Genomic DNA, 15,350 nt, shown 5'->3' with positions numbered 1-15,350 from the left:
ACACTATGGTCTCCAACAGTAATGGCCACTCAGTGGGAAGAACATACACGGGGGTGGACGTTCTCCTCGGTGTTATCTCAATACCGTTCACAGTAATTCTGACATCCGATCCGTCGATGATTTACTTGACTCCGGGTCTCGTGGCCGGTTTCCTGTCTGGGCTATACTACGGGACACACTCTGGGTCGGTGAAACGTGCCGGCCTTCGAACGGGGGCCATCGGTGGCTTACCGGTGGTCTGGTCCTCTGCGGATCTCGTCGTAGCAGAGCTTTCAGCACCGCTTGACATTCTGGCTCTTGCGATCGTGGTGGGAGTGCTGTGGTCTCTCTTCGTGATCGCATTCAGTGCGTTTCTGTCGGCACTCTGCGCCATCGGTGGGGACTGGGTATCACACTTTGTCAGCGATTAGCCCAGGACGAACTGCGTTGCTCAGCAATCCACCCGAAAATGGCGACAGCGGATTCGCCCCTACCGGAACGAGTATACGGGTAGACATGTTACTGTGGAATATATCAGAACTCCATAGCAAGCCGAGGGCTGGCCTGCTGACCCGACTCCCCTGGAGGATCAAAATCGGGTTTGCAGTGGTCAGTCTCGTGTATGCTGTCGCAGTCCTAACCGACACTATTCAAGACCCAGTTCCAAGCACCGTTTGGACGGTTGTGTGGGGCGCAGTGGCTGTTGCCGTGATACTGCGAGCAGTGCGTTGGAACGGACTGCCGTTCGTCTCATAGCAAAACAGTTGCACTGTGCGTGCAATGCTGTTCGACAGGTGTCGCGATGCCCCCTGGGCCGATACAGCCACGCACTGTACAGAACGACAGGAGACTACTGGAGATCAGTTCTCAACGGTGTCTTCAACGATCTCGATCTCCTCCTCGGTCAGCCCGTACAGTTCGTAGACGATTTCGTCGATCAACTCGTCCGTCTTTGTGATTTTCGCCTCGAGTTCCTCGGCTCGCTCCTTCGTCTCGAGGTAGCTCTCGAGGCCGTCCCGAACGTCATCGACGGCGGGCAGGGTGAGCTTTCGGAGCCGATCGACGGGCGAGTTGGTTTTGGTGGCGGTTTCGCGGAAGTTCGCGAAGCCGCCGGCCTCGTCGACGGCCACGGGCACGAAGGCCTCGATCAGGTCGGCCTCGGTTTCGGTGAGGTCCGAAATCTCGAGGGCTGGCAGTGGTTCGGTTTCGGTATACCCCCACTGGTCGGTTTCGTACTCGTCCTCGTTGTCCGGTTTGTAGCGAGCGGTGAGGCGAATCTCGAGGGAAGTCGGTGACTCACGGATGATTTTGACAGTCCCAATTCGAAGGTTTTCTCGGTCCTCAGATGTTTTCTGAATAATCGAGTTTGCACTTCCTTCTGGCGGCTGATTAAATCCAATGTCTGCAAGGACTTTACCTTCAGAATATGTCCCAAGATAGTCAAGTAGTGAACAATTAAGATTGTTTTTCTTATTTTTATTGTTAATTATGTATTTGGACAGTTTAGACAGAGTTGATGAGATATCGGACTTTTTCCCATCTTCCAAGTCCTCTCCTATCACTTCATGCGATTTATTTATGTTGCTAAGGTCAGTGCTACTCTCTTCTGGGATCGGCATCTTTGCTATTCTATCTCCAGTATATTCATATCTGTAATCTTTGGATTTGGCATCTAGCTTATATCTGAAATCCAATATTGTTGAATTGAGTAACGCTAATATATAGTGGTCATCGATATCTTCACCCAAAAATATTGTATATGTATCAGTTAGGCCTAGAAACTCACCGCCTTCATCTAATGCAAATCTATTTTCTGGTGCAACGAAAGGGACAATAATTTTTGATGAACCGTACAGTTCACTGTGGAGAGCAAATGTGTATTCAAACCACTCACAATCATCACGCTCGTATGCAGCACGAGATTCAAGCCGGTCTCTATGCTGACTTAAGTAGTGATATAAGCCGTCATGATTTGTAATCTCATCAATTCCTTCAGGATATAAGATATATAAGTCTCTAGAATTGATATTATATCTTTTTATATCTTGGTTCTTCAATAACTTCTTCCAATTATTTTCGCTAATTCCAAATTCATCTATTGTGTCCTTATCGACTTCAAACACTTTATTAGCACCAGTCTCCATTCCCTTCCCTATCGTTGCTATTTCACTCAACGATCTACAATTCTCATCTATTTTAGAGCTAATCGCATTATTCTCCCATCCAGATAGATTCCAACTATTAGATTTTATCTCATCCTGTTTGATTGACAACCAATCCAGGCTATCTTTCAATGTATTCAACTGAGTTTTTGGGTTTTCATACTCCTCAAAGCCATAGAATTGTATATTATTCTGCGGGCTTTTTGTTTTCTCGAAAATAGAAATGCTAGCTTTAATTCCTATGCCATTGAATACATTATGATTTCCGAAGTCAATAACTTTGGAGATTTTATAGTCTTCTTTCAACTTTTTTCGGAGGTTAGCTGCGTAGTGTGCTTCAAGGAAGTATCTCGAGGAGATATACGACACATATCCATCACTATTTGCGAGTTTTAGGCCATTCAATATGAAGTAGTAGTATATATCGCTCTTCCCAGCCCAAATTCCGCCAAAGTCTGATTTGATGTATCCTGCTCTCTCTGATCCTTTCCCCCATGTTGTATCAATACTAAAATAGGGGGGGTTCCCGATCACCGCATCAAACCCAGCATCTTCTCGCTTCTCGCCATCATCGTCGAAGAATACCTCCGGATACTCCAACTCCCAGTGGAAGAACGTCTCGTCCTCGCTCATCGCCTGCGCGGTCTGGAACCACGGCTCCTTGCTCAGTTCGGCCCACGCCTCGTCGTCGTCGATCGCCTGCGCCATTCGCTCATAGGCTCCCTCGGGCACGTCCAGATCGAACCGCTCGGCCGTGTGGACGTTCGCCACCTCGAACAGCCGCTGGTAGAACGCGTCGGCCCGCACCTCGTCGTAGATCTCCTCCATCGACTTGACGTCCTCGAGCGACTCGTTGTCGATCTCGAGCAACTCCTGCATCCGCTCCATGACGTGTTCGAGGGTGTCCTGCCGGACCCGCGCCAGCGCCTGCTGCAGCGTCAACTGCCCGTCGCCGTCGGCCGCGTCGCTCGAGAGGACCTCGGTTACGTCCGACCCCACCAGCGAGTTGCCCGCCTTGAGGTGGTGATCGAGGAAGGCCAGCGGCTGGTCCGCGGCGAGCGTCTCGAGCCACATCGAGAGCTTCGCGAGTTCGACCGCCATCCCGTTCAAGTCGACGCCGTAGATACACTCCTTGGCCACGTCCCGGCGCACCCGCTGTTCGTCGAAGGCCGTCGCCTCCTCGATCTCGCGCACCTCCTCCATGACCTCGTTGGCCAGGTACTCCGTCGCCCGCGTCAGGAAGTGGCCGCTCCCCATCGCCGGATCCAGCAACTTCAGGTCCGTCACCCGCCGGTAGAAGGCTCCGAGGTATTCGTGGGTACCGGGCTCGAAGCCCTGTGACTCGAGGTCGTCCTTGATCTCCGCGACCAGCGGCCCGACCGTCTCCTCGACGATATAGGTCACCACGTAGTCCGGCGTGTAGTACGCCCCCGTGGCCTTCCGCTCGCCCTCGTCGTTGACGACGTAGAGCCCGCCCTCGTCGACGGTTTCGACCGCCGCCGCCACGGACACCTCCGTCGCCGGCTTCCAGACCTGTCCACCGTCCTCTGCCACCGCCGCGTACGCCTCCGGCGCGATCCGGAACTGGTGCTCGAGCAGCCCCTCGTAGACGCTCCCCAGATGGCGCGTATCGAGGTCGGCGTAGTCGGCCAACACGTACCGCCCCTCGTCGTTCTCCGTCGTCGAAATCCGATAGATGACCTCCGCGAGATGGCGGTTGCTGACCTCGTGCTCGGCCAGGAACTCGTGGCTCTCCCGATTGAACAACCCGCCGTTGTACGGCGGAATGCCGAGCGATTCCTCGCCCTCGTCGATCAGGCGAAACAGGTCCTCGAGCCGGCTCCACATCGTCGTCGAGTGCTCGCTGTAGGCGTCGTCGAATCCGGCGTCGACCTCGCCGATCTCCTCGTGAATCTCGAGGCGCAGTTCGTCGAGGCTGAAGTTCTCTTCGTACTCCGCGACCGCGTCCCCGCCTTCCGGATGGATCAGTCCCCGCGACTCGGCGTAGAGGACGAACATCAACCGATAGAGCAACACGAGCGATTGCTCCTTGAGTTCCCCGAGCCCCGCGTCGTCGTCCGGCTCGAGCGCCAGGTCGTTCGTCTCGGCGAAGCCACGGCCCAGCACCCGCAGCGCCGTGAAGACGTTGTCCTGTAGGTCTTCGCCGAGTTCCTGGGCGACCGTCTCGCTCTCCGACCAGACCGAATCGAGAAACGTCGTGCCCCCCGACTCGCGGAACGCCGCCGGCCGGAAGAACGTATAGAAGTACTTGAACGCCTCGAGATCACCGCGCTCGAGCAGTTCCGGCAGATCGATCTCGTAGTAGGTCTGGGTCTCGTAGTCGTTCGTCCCGTAGAGTCGCCACTTGCGGCCGTTGGTCAACACGCCCCACTGAATCCGCTCGGGCGTCCGCTCGAGGTAGTGTTTGATCTGATGGGAGGCGTTCCGATACGGCCGCTGGTCGCTAAACCGGGTCGTGAAGTCGGCGTCCCACTGCTTGGCTTCGACCAGTCCGACACCCCGCTCGAACAGGTCGGTCGTGTCCTCGGAACTCAGGTAGACCTCCGCCGCGTCACGGCGCGCCTCGGTGTTCTCGAACAGCAACACGTCGACGTACCCCCCGCCCTCGGGCAGCGTCGTCTCGACGTTCGTCCCGAACCCCAACACCTCGAGCACCTCGTCGATCCAGTTGTCGATCAGCGGGTCCTCCTTGTAGCCGTCGACCAGCCCCGACTCGAGATCGTACAGCGACTGCAGGTCGTCCATGGCCGCCTGTGCGTCGTCGTCGCAATCCCACTCCTCGCGGTCCTGAATCCGCTCGTCGAGATAGTAGCCGGAGAAGAGATTCGAGTTCGTGTACGGGCGGTCCGAGAGCGTCGCCTGACTCATGCCTGTCTCCTTGAATTGTCACACCAAGAATCCACTGGTAACAGGGGTACTCGAAACAGGCACCAACAGCGCAGTCGTCACCGGAATGACGATCGGCAGGCGGTCGCTCCGGCAAACAGTTACAGCAGCCCGTCTCAGTCGTCGGCCGTCTCCTCCGCCCGTTCGCCGAGCACCTCCGCACGGTGCTCGTCGAGCAGCGGGGCACGACCGCGGGGCTCGGGCTCGGTCTCGCTCATCTTGATCGGGGTGCCCGCGATCTCGACGTCCCTGTCGGCACCGGGCTGTTCGACCGGCACGAGCATGTCCCGGGCGTGGACGTGCGGGTCGTCGAAAATCTCGTCGGTGGTCTGGACCGGTGCGGCCGGCACCCGCCCCTCGAGACGCCCGACGAGTTCGTCGTTGGACAACTCGAGCGCCCACTCGGCCAGGTCCTCGCGAAGCGCCCCGCGGTGCTCGAGTCGGTCGGCGGTCGTGGGGTACTCCTCGGCGAGGTCCGGGCGGTCCATCACGTCACAGAGTTCGGCCCAGTGGTTGTTGTTGAACGCGGCGATGACGGCGTAGCCGTCGGCGGTCTCGAAGGCGTTGTACGGAAACAGCGTGGGGTGGGAGTTGCCCCGGCGGGTGGGAGCCTCGCCGGTGTAGGACTGCTGGTAGATGGCGCGTTCGGTGAAGCTGAGCATCGAGTCGTACATGGCGGTGTCGACGTACTGGCCCTCGCCGGTCTGCTCGCGGTGGTTCACGGCGGCGAGAACGCCGATACAGTTCAGCGTGGCGGTAAAGAGATCGCCGACGCCGGGGCCGGTCTTGGTCGGCGGGCCGTCGGGTTGGCCGGTGGTTTCCATGACGCCGCCCAGCGCCTGCGCGATGAGGTCGAAGGAGGGCTGGCCCTGGCGGTGCGTCTCGCCGGTCCGCGGGTCGCCGAAGCCCCGAATCGAGGAGTAGATGAGCTCCTCGTTGTACTCCGTGAGAGTCTCGTAGCCCAGATCGTACTTCTCCATCGTGCCGGTGCGGTAGTTCTCGATGACGATGTCGGCCTCCTCGACGAGCGAGAGGAAATCCGCGCGGTCCTCGTCGTCGCCTAAGTCCAACTCGATGCTCCTCTTGCCGCGGTTGACGCTCTGGAAGTAGCCGCCGTAGGCCTCCTCGTCGGGATCGTCGACGAACGGCGGGTTCGACCGGATCATGTCCCCGCCAGGGCGTTCGATCTTGACCACGTCCGCGCCCATATCCGCGAGCAGCATCGTGCAGTACGGCCCGGCCAGCACCTGGGTCAGATCAAGCACGCGAAGGTTCGAGAGTGCTCCCATGTGTGTGTATGCCCCCCTTCCCAAACCAGTACCAAAACCCTTACCATCGATTATGTAGTTGTTCTCGTATACCACGAGGGTTGTGAGCATCTGACATAGAGACGCTGTTAATATCCTTAAGGAGTATTATCATGGAAGATCATTAGGTTTATATCGCAGTTCCTCATGGTTTTGGATACGATGTCCCAAACGGTCGTCCTCGGCGTTATCGGCTCCGATGCCCACGTCGTCGGCATCACGATCTTAGAGCAAGCCTTCAGTGCAGCCGGCTTCGATGTCGTGAACCTCGGCGTTCAGACTTCCCAAGAGGAGTTCGCGGAGGCCGCCAAGGCCCACGACGCAAGCGCTGTACTCGTCTCCTCGCTCTACGGCCACGCCGAGCAGGACTGCCAGGGATTCCACAGCGTTCTCGAGGACGCGGGTGTCGACGCGGTCAGCTATATCGGCGGCAACCTCGCCGTCGGCCAGGACGACTTCGAGCAAACCCGGCAAACGTTCCGGGAGCTCGGGTTCGACCGCGTCTTCGACTCCGAGACCGACCCCGAGGACGCGATCGCCGCGCTCCGCGAGGATCTCCAGATCTCGCCGACCGAATCGGAGCCGGCCACAATTACCTCCTAACTGGCTAGATGATACGAGACGAACGCATTCCATCCGACGAGCTACGGCGTATCGACGAGGAGATTCGGTCGAATTGGCCGACGGGTGCGGACGTCGACTTCGAGGACGCGATCGCGTACCACGAGTCGCTGCCCGACCACAAGCGATTCGCGGACGTCCTCGAGTCGGCCGACAAGCCCCTCCTCCAACCCCGGGCCGGCGTTCCGCGGCTCGACGACCAGATCGAACTCCTGCAGTACCTCCACGAGGAGGGCCAGGCGGACCTCCTCCCGACGACCATCGACTCGTACACGCGCGACAACGAGTACGAGAAGGCCCAGCAGGGCCTTGACAAAGCCCTCGAGACGGGCGACGACACGCTGAACGGCTTCCCGGCGGTCAATCACGGCGTCGACGGCTGTCGGGAACTGATCGACGCGATCGACGCGCCGATCGAGGTCCGCCACGGTACGCCCGACGCCCGACTGCTGGCGGCGATCACCTTCGCCGGCGGCTTCCAGAGCTTCGAGGGCGGGCCGATCTCGTACAACATCCCGTACACGAAACGCCACGGTCTCGAGGAGACCATCGAGAAGTGGCAGTTCGTCGACCGGCTGGCGGGGGCCTACACCGAACGTGGCGTGCGGATCAACCGCGAGCCGTTCGGGCCGCTGACGGGGACCCTGGTCCCGCCGTCGATCGCGATCGCGATCATGCTGGTCGAGGGGAAACTCGCCGCGACCCAGGGCGTGCGCTCGATCACGCTCGGCTACGGCCAGGTCGGCAACGTCGTCCAGGACGTGGCCGCCCTGAACGCCCTGAAGAAGCTGGGCAACGAGTACCTCCCCGACGAGGTCGTCGTCACGACCGTCTTCCACGAGTGGATGGGTGGCTTCCCGCCGGACGAGGCCCGCGCCAACGGCGTCATCAGCCTCGGCGGCATGACTGCTGCCATCGCCCAGCCGGACAAGGTCATCACCAAGTCCCCCCAGGAGTTCCAGGGGGTCCCGACCAAGGAGGCCAACTCCGCCGGCCTGCGCACGACGCGGCAGGTCATCGACATGGCCATCGAGCAAAAGATCGACATCGATGGCATCGCGGAGGAACAGGACCTCATCGAACGCGAGACCCGCTGTCTGATGGACACCATCTTCGAGCACGGCGACGGCGACGTCGTCCAGGGGACGCTCAAGGCCTTCGACTCGGGCGCACTCGACGTGCCCTTTGCACCCAGCGACAGCGCCGCCGGGGCCGTCCTGCCCGCACGGGACGACGACGGCCGCGTCCGCATCTTCGAGTGGGCCGACCTCGAGATGGACGACGATATCAAGGAAATACACAAGGCTCGACTCTCGCAACGCGCCACGACCGAGGGCCGCGATCAGTCCTTCCGAATGGTCGCGGACGATGTCGACGCGATCAGTGACGGCAAACTCATCGGCCGACCACAGGGTGACGTCTAAATGGAGATTACAGGATTACACGCCACGCCCGGCTACTCCGGGTTCTTCTTCGACGACCAGCGCGCGATCAAGCAGGGAGCAGCACACGACGGCTTCACCTACGAGGGCGAGCCGGTCACCGACGGCTTCGACGAGATTCGCCAGGCCGGCGAGACGCTCATCGTCGATATCGAACTCGCCGACGGCACCGTGGTGCGGGGCGACTGCGCCGCGGTCCAGTACTCCGGTGCCGGCGGCCGCGATCCGCTCTTTCAGGCCGCGGCGTACGCCCCCGTCATCGAGGGTCCCGTGGCCGCCGCACTCGAGGGCCGGGACGCGACCGACTTCCTCGACAACGCCGAATCCCTCGAGCAGTTGGAGGTCGACGGCGACCGGCTCCACACCGCGATCCGCTACGGCGTCTCGCAGGCCTTACTCGCCGCCGCAGCCGAGGCCGAAAACACCACGAAGACGGACGTGATGGCCGACGCGCTGGGTACCGAGCCCGCCACGGAGCCAGTCCCCGTCTTCGGCCAGTCCGGCGACGACCGCTACAATAATACGGAAAAGATGTTCGTCAAGGGCGTCCCCGTCCTGCCCCACGCGCTCATCAACAGCGTCGAGAAGATCGGCGAGAACGGCGAAGTGCTGCTCGAGTACGTCGAGTGGCTCGTCGAGCGCTCACAGGAACTCGGACCGGACGGCTACGAACCCAGATTCCATATCGACGTGTACGGGATGATCGGGGAACTCTTCGGCGCGCCCTACGACCGCGACGAGGTCGTCGACTACTTCGCCGCGCTCGAGGACGCCGCAGCGCCGTACCCGATCCAGATCGAGGGGCCGATGGACGTCGGCGACCGCGAGGATCAGATCGCGGCGATGGTCGAACTCCGAGAGGGGCTCGCCGAGGCCAGCGTCGGCGTCGATATCGTCGCCGACGAGTGGTGTAACACCTTCGAGGACGTGCAGGCGTTCGTCGACGCGGGCGCGGCGGACCTCGTACAGGTGAAGACGCCCGATCTGGGCGGCATCCACCGCAGCGGGCAGGCGGTCCGTTACTGCGAGGGGACCGACACGCGCGCCTACCTCGGCGGCACCTGCAACGAGACGGAAACCTCCGCGCGGGCCTGTGCCCACGTCGCGCTCGCGACGAACGCCGCGCAGGTGCTCGCCAAGCCCGGGATGGGCTTCGACGAGGGGTACATGATCGTCGAAAACGAGATGCGGCGGACGATCGCCCGCCGCGAACGGGACGAGCAGCGAACCGAAACTGACGAGGTGACCGCAGATGACTGAGTGGACCGATCCGGACACGTTCGCACGGGCGCTCGCGGAAGTCGAGACCAAGGAGAAGGGCAACTGCTTCGAGGACTTCGAGGAGGGGGACCTCATCGAACACGCTCCCGGACTCACCCTCACCGAGTGGGGCAACGAACAGTGGATGAGCCAGACGCTCAACCACGACCCCGCCTACTGGCGCACTGATGCCGCCGAAGCGCGCGGGTTCGACGAACCGCCGATCCACCCGGACTATCTCACCGCCGCGACGCTCGGGATCACCGTCGAGGATCTGAGCGAGAAGGGGGGCTACTTCCTCGGGCGAACCGACGTTCGGTTCCCCGGCGCGCCGGTCTACGCGGGCACCGAACTCCACGTCGAGAGCGAGGTCGTCAATACGGCGACCTCGAGTTCCCGACCCGAGTACGGCATCGTCTCCTGGCGGACCCGCGGCACGGACGCCGAGACCGGCGACGTGCTCTGTTCCTACGAGCGGACGAACATGATCCCGCGCCGCGAGCCGATGGCCACGGACGGGAGCGGAGCCGCAACCGCCGACGGGGACGGCGATGACGAACCCGACCTCCCCGCCGAGTTCATCTCGCCGGACGGCGGCTCCTACGAGGACTTCGTCGCGGCCCTCGAACAAGCCGACGACGAGAACGCGGCCGTCGCCTACCGCCACGAGCGCGGCCGCACACAGGACGACGTGACAGTCGCCTCGTTGCCCCTATCGACGCTCAATACCGCCAAACAGCACCATAACGTCGACGTCATGGCCGACTCGCCGTCGGGCAACATCGTCACCTACGGCGACGTGACCCGCTCGACGGCGCTCGGTCACGCCCGTTCTGACGAGCGGACCTGGCGCGAGGTCGGCTTCGACGACGAATCCTTCCACACGTTCGTCGCCGTCGGCGACACCGTCTACGCCTTTACGCGCGTCATCGAGGCCGAGGACGACGCCTCGAGTGACGCCGCCGGCACCGTCACCTTCGAACACATCGCGTTCAATCAGGACGACGACCCGGTCTACTCGGGGACGCGAACCGCCGAGATTCGAAAGCGCTCGAACTGAGACGAACGACCATCAGAGACGACCGCAGACAGACACACACACACTCCCAGACAAACCATGACCGACGACATTCGACTCTGCCGTACGTTCCAGACTGCACCGGCCGCCGTTCCGAAAGACGACTCGGCGAAGTACCTCACCTCCGCGCTCGAGGCGGAGGGGTTCCAGGCCCCCGACTGGCTCGTCCCCGACATGGAAGACGGGACGGCACCCGATATGAAAGCCGAGGGCCTCGAGAACACCATCGAGAAGGTTCCCGAGTACGACTTCCCCGGCGAGATCTGGCCTCGCGTCGAGTGGAGCTACGAGGACGAGGAGTACTGCCAGAAGGGCCGCACCCAGATCGACCGACTGGTCGGCGAGATCGGCGACGAGATCGACGGCGTCGTCGTCCCCAAGGTCGGCCGTCTCGCGGACGTGAAACGTGCCGCCGAGGTCGTCGCCGAGGCGGAGGCCGAACACGGCTACGACGACGGCTCGATCGGCCTCTCGGTCATCGTCGAGACCGGTCGCGCCCGCTCCGACCTGCGCGAGATCTCCAAATTCGGTGCGGACTCCCGACTCACCGCCCTCGTCTTCGGCCCCGTCGACTACGCGGCCGAACTCGGTGGCCGCGACCTCGGCGACGGCATGCCGCGCTGGGACGGCCTGCTCGAGGCCCTCTCGAACGAGGCCAGCGCCGGCGGACTGCTCTCGATCGGCGGCCCCTTCGACGACTTGTTCAAGGAGCGTGCCGGCCTGACCTACTACAACGCCGACGAGTACGCCGACCAGATCGAGCACGAGGCCCAGCTCGGACTCGACGGTTCCTGGTCGCTGTACCCCAAGCAGACGATTCAGGCCAACACCGTCCACATGCCCACGCCCGACGAACTCGAGCGTGACGTGCACAAGATCGAACGCTTCAACGAAGCCAAACGCGAGGGGACCGGCGCGGTCACCATCGACGGCCAGATGGTCGACGAAGCAACCTTCAAGAACTTCCGGAACACCGTCCAGCAGGTCCGCGCGATCGACGGCATGCGACCCGCACAGACCGAGGAGTACTACGACGCGGAACTGCTCGACCGAGCGCGCGATCTCGAACTGTCGTATCGCTGAACTGCGGGCTCGAGACGGTGCCGAGCCGTCGCCGCGCCGTACTTTTGTACCGGGTGTGTCCCGGCCGGCATTGCGCGTCGATACGCCGTGTGACGGTCCGGGCTGACGGTCGGCGTTGGATGGCCTGCGCTGTCCGCCGCTCGAGAGACTTGGCACTCCGTTCGTCGTCTGCGCCGCGAAAAACGGTGGGGATGGGATTTGAACCCATGAGGCTTGACAGCCACCTGCTCTCAAGGCAGGCGCGTTGGGCCGCTCTGCCACCCCACCTCACCTGCACGTTCTCCGCACGTTCAAAAAGGGTTGTCGGTCTACTCGCGCTCGAGCGCGCCGTCGTCCCCGACCGTCAGCCCCAGTTCGTCGACCAGCGCCGTCGTCGCCTCGGCACCCGGACGGTCGGCCGCCCGTCGGGCCTCGAGTCCGGCCACGGTCGATCGGAGCCCGGCCGGCGTCGACACGGTCGGGAGCATCGGCGCGAAGCCGACGCCGAGACCGCCCTCGCTCGCACGGCGACTCATCGTCGAGAGCGAGGGCGTGGCGTACGCATCAGTGAAATCGATCGGCTCCGCGAACCCCGCGAAATAGACCCTCCCCTCGTCGGACGGCCCGAGGATGACCTCGTGACGCCGGAGCGACATCGCCGCCCCGTCGATTTCCGTTCTGTTGACCAGCGGCACCGTCGGCTCGAGGACGCCCACGCTCTGGGCTCCCTCCTGCTCGAGCAGGTGCGTGACGGTGTTGCCGATGCGAGCGGCGCGGTTCGAACCGACCTGCCGTTCGAACCGGATCGCCGCGTCCTCGCCGAGCGCGTCGAGCGCGAGCGCCCGCACCTCGGCCTCGGGGTCGCCGTCGGCCTCGTCGGCCGGCAGGGTCTCGGCGTCGCGGTAGTTGAGCAGGAGGTCGCCGCCGCTGCGTGCGACGGCCCAGCAGACGTCGGCGACGGCGGCCTCGTAGAGCGACGCGGCCTCGGCTTCGGTCAACGGCGATCCGTCGGCGAGCGACGAGAGGACGAGTCCCTCGCGTGGCGGGTCGATCGGGACGACGACGATCATGCCCCATCCTCCGAGCGCACGGTTCTTGAACGCGGCGCTTCCGGGGGTCGCGGGACCGAAACCGATGGGAAATGAAGGTGAATTATAACGGTGTAGTCCCTCCGGAACGGTATGGACGAACGGTCGCTCGCCGGACTGCTCGCGACGCTCGTAATCGCCACGCTGGCAGCGCTGGGCGTGTACGGATTCAGCACTGGTTATCTCCTTAACTCACCCGGCCCGCTCTTCGCCCCGACGATCGGTGTGTTCGCCGTCGCGGTTCTCACCGTCGCGGCGTTGATCGCCTCCGGCATCGGCTCGAAACGCTGGCGCGAGAACCCGTACTGGTAACCGCTCGGGTCGCTGTCACCGCCGCTTCCTCACCGTTCCTGCCGTCCCTTCGTCTGCCGATAGTCCGACGCCATCAGGTCCACGAACGTCTCGAGCCAGACCTGCGTCTGGTCGCTCGTCTGTGCGTGCGGCTCGATCATGGGAACGAGTTCGAACCCGCGGCCCCGAATCCGCGTCGCGTGGTCGGCGGGCAGCGAGAGGTCGTCGACCGGGGTCGTCGTGTACTCGACGCCGAGTTCGGTCAGCGCGCGCTCGCCGACGGGAACGAGGATTTCCGGATTGATCATCCGGATCTCGGCGTTGAGATAGGGGTCGCAGTTACCGATCTCCTCGTCGGTCGGCCGCCGATCGGGATCGCGACAGCGGGTGAGGTTCGTCAGGTAGACGTTCTCGAGGGCGGGCGTTTCGGCCGGCGAGGTCACGTCACAGAGACCGAGCCGCTCGAGCAGCCGTCGCAGTCCGCCGTCGCCGTCGCTGCCGCCGACCCCGGCGAACGGAACGCCCGTGTCGTCGGCGCGCGCCGTCGGCCGCTCGCCGACGAACAGGAAGTCAGCGCCGACATCGCCGTAGCCGTGGACGACCCGACTGCGCGTCTCACAGAGCGCCGGGCAGTTCCGACACTCCTCGTCCATGCCGTAGGGGTTCGCTCGAGACCGTTGATTCGCGTCCACACTCGTATCTCGGTGGGGAAAGGCAAAAGCGACGCGCCCCGGCGGCCGGCCGATCGGTCTCGAGGCAGCCGACTCAGCGACCGAGCCCGCCGCGTTCGGTGACCTCGAGAATGAACTTCACGTTGCGGACGATCTCCTCGGGCGAGGTGTCCTCGCCCTCGTCGTAGAGGTCGCTGGTCCGATACAGGATGTTGGCGAGCTGTTTGCTCTCGCTGGTGTCGCCGCGCACGTCGTCCGCGATCTCGCGGAGGAACGCGACGCGCTCGGGATCGGGCGCGAATTCGGTGTCCGAGCCGGTGGTGTCGGCCGTCGCGATTCCGCGCTCGGTGTCGTCTTGGTCGTCGCTCATCGGTCCGGTGAGGAGGTCTCGCTGCGTCGGCTCTGGGAAATGGCCTGTCGGTGGACGATACCCGTGTTATTCGCCACGTTCTCGGTGATCGTCCGGAGGGCATCGCTGGTCCCGTCTCCATCTTTGAGGACCGTCGGCTTGCCGCCGTCGCCGCCCTCGCGGACGGCCGGATCGAGCGGAATCGAGCCGAGGAACGGGAGTTCGTGCTCCTCGGCAAACGCCTCGCCGCCGCCGGAGCCGAATATGTCGTGTTCGCCGCCACAGTCGGGACAGGCAAACGTCGACATGTTCTCGGCGATCCCAAGCACGACCGTGTCGTGTTTGGCGAACATCTCGAGGCCCTTCCGAGCGTCGTCCAGCGCAACGTCCTGTGGGGTGGTGACGATGACCGCGCCGGTGACGGGCATGGTCTGGAGCATCGTCAGCTGGGTGTCGCCGGTCCCCGGCGGCAGATCGACCACGAGGTAATCGAGGTGACCCCACTCGACGTCCTCGGTCAGTTGCGTGATGACCTTGTGGACCATCGGCCCGCGCCAGATGACGGGGTCGTCCTCGCCGGTCAGGAAGGCCATGCTCATCAGCTTGACGCCGTACTTCTCGGGCGGGACGAGCGTCTCGTCCTCGGTAGCCATCGGCGGCTCGTCGGCGTCGACCATCCGCGGGACGTTCGGCCCGTAGACGTCGGCGTCGAACAGGCCGACGCGAGCGCCCAGTTGGGAGAGACCGGCCGCGAGGTTGACTGCGACGGTCGACTTGCCGACGCCGCCCTTGCCGGAGGCGACGGCGATGACGTTCTTGACGTTCGGCAGCACCTGTTCCTCGCTGGTGAGATCGTCGCGGTCAGGGACGCTGGCGGTCAGGTCCGGCTCGAGGCCTGCGTCGGTGAGGACTTCGCGAACCGCGGCGGCGATATCGCTCTCGCTAGGGGAGTACGGGGCACCCAACGCGAGATCGACATCGACCTGGTCGCCGTCGATGTCGATCTCGTTGACGAGCCCGAGCGAAACGATGTCGTCGCCGAGTTCCGGATCGTCGACCGTCCGGAGCCGGTCGCGAACGGCGGTTTCGTTCATGTCACTAGCTACTTGCCAGCGTCGAAAAGGGTTGTGTTC

At 62.7% G+C, this 15,350-nt stretch carries 13 protein-coding genes and 1 tRNA gene; 7 read left to right on the top strand and 7 right to left on the bottom strand.

Features of this window, described 5'->3' with window-relative positions; all coding sequences use genetic code 11:
• Positions 1 to 53: 53 nt before the first annotated feature.
• Positions 54 to 410, top strand: a complete 357-nt coding sequence (locus tag FGF80_RS10955; RefSeq protein WP_138653988.1) for a DUF5518 domain-containing protein — start codon at positions 54 to 56, stop codon at positions 408 to 410.
• A gap of 429 nt (positions 411 to 839) precedes the next feature.
• Here FGF80_RS10955 and FGF80_RS10950 read toward each other — a convergent pair whose 3' ends face one another.
• On the bottom strand, positions 840 to 5,030 hold the full coding sequence (locus FGF80_RS10950; protein ID WP_138653986.1) for an Eco57I restriction-modification methylase domain-containing protein: 4,191 nt from the start codon (positions 5,028 to 5,030) through the stop codon (positions 840 to 842).
• A 134-nt stretch (positions 5,031 to 5,164) separates the two neighbouring features.
• The gene (gene mct, locus FGF80_RS10945; RefSeq protein ID WP_138653984.1) at positions 5,165 to 6,337 is read right to left on the bottom strand and encodes a succinyl-CoA:mesaconate CoA-transferase; all 1,173 of its coding nucleotides are present in this window, start codon (positions 6,335 to 6,337) and stop codon (positions 5,165 to 5,167) included.
• A gap of 165 nt (positions 6,338 to 6,502) precedes the next feature.
• Here mct and glmS point away from each other — a divergent pair, with 165 nt between their 5' ends.
• From glmS to citE, 5 genes are read left to right on the top strand one after another with little or no spacing between them, the layout of a single operon-like run.
• A complete protein-coding gene (gene glmS / locus FGF80_RS10940; RefSeq protein ID WP_006186758.1) occupies positions 6,503 to 6,958 on the top strand; it encodes a methylaspartate mutase subunit S in 456 nt (151 codons plus the stop codon).
• Positions 6,959 to 6,966: 8 nt separating this feature from the next.
• Positions 6,967 to 8,400: a methylaspartate mutase subunit E gene (locus tag FGF80_RS10935; RefSeq protein WP_006186759.1), complete on the top strand. Its 1,434-nt coding sequence runs from the start codon at positions 6,967 to 6,969 to the stop codon at positions 8,398 to 8,400.
• Positions 8,401 to 9,678, top strand: a complete 1,278-nt coding sequence (locus FGF80_RS10930) for a methylaspartate ammonia-lyase (RefSeq protein ID WP_138653982.1) — start codon at positions 8,401 to 8,403, stop codon at positions 9,676 to 9,678. It begins immediately after the preceding gene.
• Complete coding sequence (gene mch, locus FGF80_RS10925) at positions 9,671 to 10,738, top strand: 2-methylfumaryl-CoA hydratase (protein WP_138653980.1); 1,068 nt, start codon at positions 9,671 to 9,673, stop codon at positions 10,736 to 10,738. Before FGF80_RS10930 ends, mch begins: the two co-directional genes overlap by 8 nt.
• A gap of 57 nt (positions 10,739 to 10,795) precedes the next feature.
• Positions 10,796 to 11,839, top strand: coding sequence for an L-malyl-CoA/beta-methylmalyl-CoA lyase (gene citE, locus FGF80_RS10920; protein ID WP_006186762.1), 1,044 nt, complete (start codon positions 10,796 to 10,798; stop codon positions 11,837 to 11,839).
• Positions 11,840 to 12,022: 183 nt separating this feature from the next.
• Here the strand turns inward: citE and FGF80_RS10915 are convergent.
• Positions 12,023 to 12,106, bottom strand: a tRNA-Ser gene (locus tag FGF80_RS10915).
• Between the two features lie 41 nt (positions 12,107 to 12,147).
• The gene (locus FGF80_RS10910; RefSeq protein ID WP_138653978.1) at positions 12,148 to 12,888 is read right to left on the bottom strand and encodes a hypothetical protein; all 741 of its coding nucleotides are present in this window, start codon (positions 12,886 to 12,888) and stop codon (positions 12,148 to 12,150) included.
• A 111-nt stretch (positions 12,889 to 12,999) separates the two neighbouring features.
• On the opposite strand from FGF80_RS10910, the gene FGF80_RS10905 reads away from it, so the two are divergent.
• Positions 13,000 to 13,218, top strand: a complete 219-nt coding sequence (locus tag FGF80_RS10905) for a hypothetical protein (protein ID WP_138653976.1) — start codon at positions 13,000 to 13,002, stop codon at positions 13,216 to 13,218.
• Positions 13,219 to 13,247: 29 nt separating this feature from the next.
• Here the strand turns inward: FGF80_RS10905 and FGF80_RS10900 are convergent, their stop codons facing one another.
• The 3 genes from FGF80_RS10900 to FGF80_RS10890 form a co-directional block, all read right to left on the bottom strand.
• Entirely contained in the window at positions 13,248 to 13,850 is a 603-nt protein-coding gene (locus FGF80_RS10900) for a uracil-DNA glycosylase (RefSeq protein ID WP_006186765.1), read from the bottom strand.
• A 112-nt stretch (positions 13,851 to 13,962) separates the two neighbouring features.
• Positions 13,963 to 14,238 carry a hypothetical protein gene (locus tag FGF80_RS10895; RefSeq protein ID WP_006186766.1) on the bottom strand — a complete coding sequence of 92 codons (276 nt, stop codon included), beginning with the start codon at positions 14,236 to 14,238 and terminating at the stop codon, positions 13,963 to 13,965.
• Positions 14,235 to 15,311 (bottom strand): Mrp/NBP35 family ATP-binding protein, encoded by a 1,077-nt coding sequence (locus FGF80_RS10890; protein ID WP_006186767.1) that lies wholly within the window; start codon positions 15,309 to 15,311, stop codon positions 14,235 to 14,237. Before FGF80_RS10890 ends, FGF80_RS10895 begins: the two co-directional genes overlap by 4 nt.
• Positions 15,312 to 15,350: the final 39 nt, after the last annotated feature.

This window comes from Natrinema pallidum, from assembly GCF_005890195.1.
Classification (GTDB): domain Archaea; phylum Halobacteriota; class Halobacteria; order Halobacteriales; family Natrialbaceae; genus Natrinema; species Natrinema pallidum.
This window is presented reverse-complemented; position numbering and strand designations above follow the sequence as displayed.

Bases quoted from the DNA above. Each gene is read 5' to 3' on its own strand.
- FGF80_RS10935 (WP_006186759.1), top strand. From the start codon at position 6,967: ATGATACGAGACGAACGCATTCCATCCGACGAGCTACGGCGTATCGAC.
- FGF80_RS10910 (WP_138653978.1), bottom strand. From the start codon at position 12,888: ATGATCGTCGTCGTCCCGATCGACCCGCCACGCGAGGGACTCGTCCTC.
- glmS (WP_006186758.1), top strand. From the start codon at position 6,503: ATGGTTTTGGATACGATGTCCCAAACGGTCGTCCTCGGCGTTATCGGC.
- FGF80_RS10900 (WP_006186765.1), bottom strand. From the start codon at position 13,850: ATGGACGAGGAGTGTCGGAACTGCCCGGCGCTCTGTGAGACGCGCAGT.
- citE (WP_006186762.1), top strand. From the start codon at position 10,796: ATGACCGACGACATTCGACTCTGCCGTACGTTCCAGACTGCACCGGCC.
- FGF80_RS10895 (WP_006186766.1), bottom strand. From the start codon at position 14,238: ATGAGCGACGACCAAGACGACACCGAGCGCGGAATCGCGACGGCCGAC.
- FGF80_RS10890 (WP_006186767.1), bottom strand. From the start codon at position 15,311: ATGAACGAAACCGCCGTTCGCGACCGGCTCCGGACGGTCGACGATCCG.
- FGF80_RS10930 (WP_138653982.1), top strand. From the start codon at position 8,401: ATGGAGATTACAGGATTACACGCCACGCCCGGCTACTCCGGGTTCTTC.
- FGF80_RS10950 (WP_138653986.1), bottom strand. From the start codon at position 5,030: ATGAGTCAGGCGACGCTCTCGGACCGCCCGTACACGAACTCGAATCTC.
- FGF80_RS10905 (WP_138653976.1), top strand. From the start codon at position 13,000: ATGGACGAACGGTCGCTCGCCGGACTGCTCGCGACGCTCGTAATCGCC.
- mct (WP_138653984.1), bottom strand. From the start codon at position 6,337: ATGGGAGCACTCTCGAACCTTCGCGTGCTTGATCTGACCCAGGTGCTG.
- mch (WP_138653980.1), top strand. From the start codon at position 9,671: ATGACTGAGTGGACCGATCCGGACACGTTCGCACGGGCGCTCGCGGAA.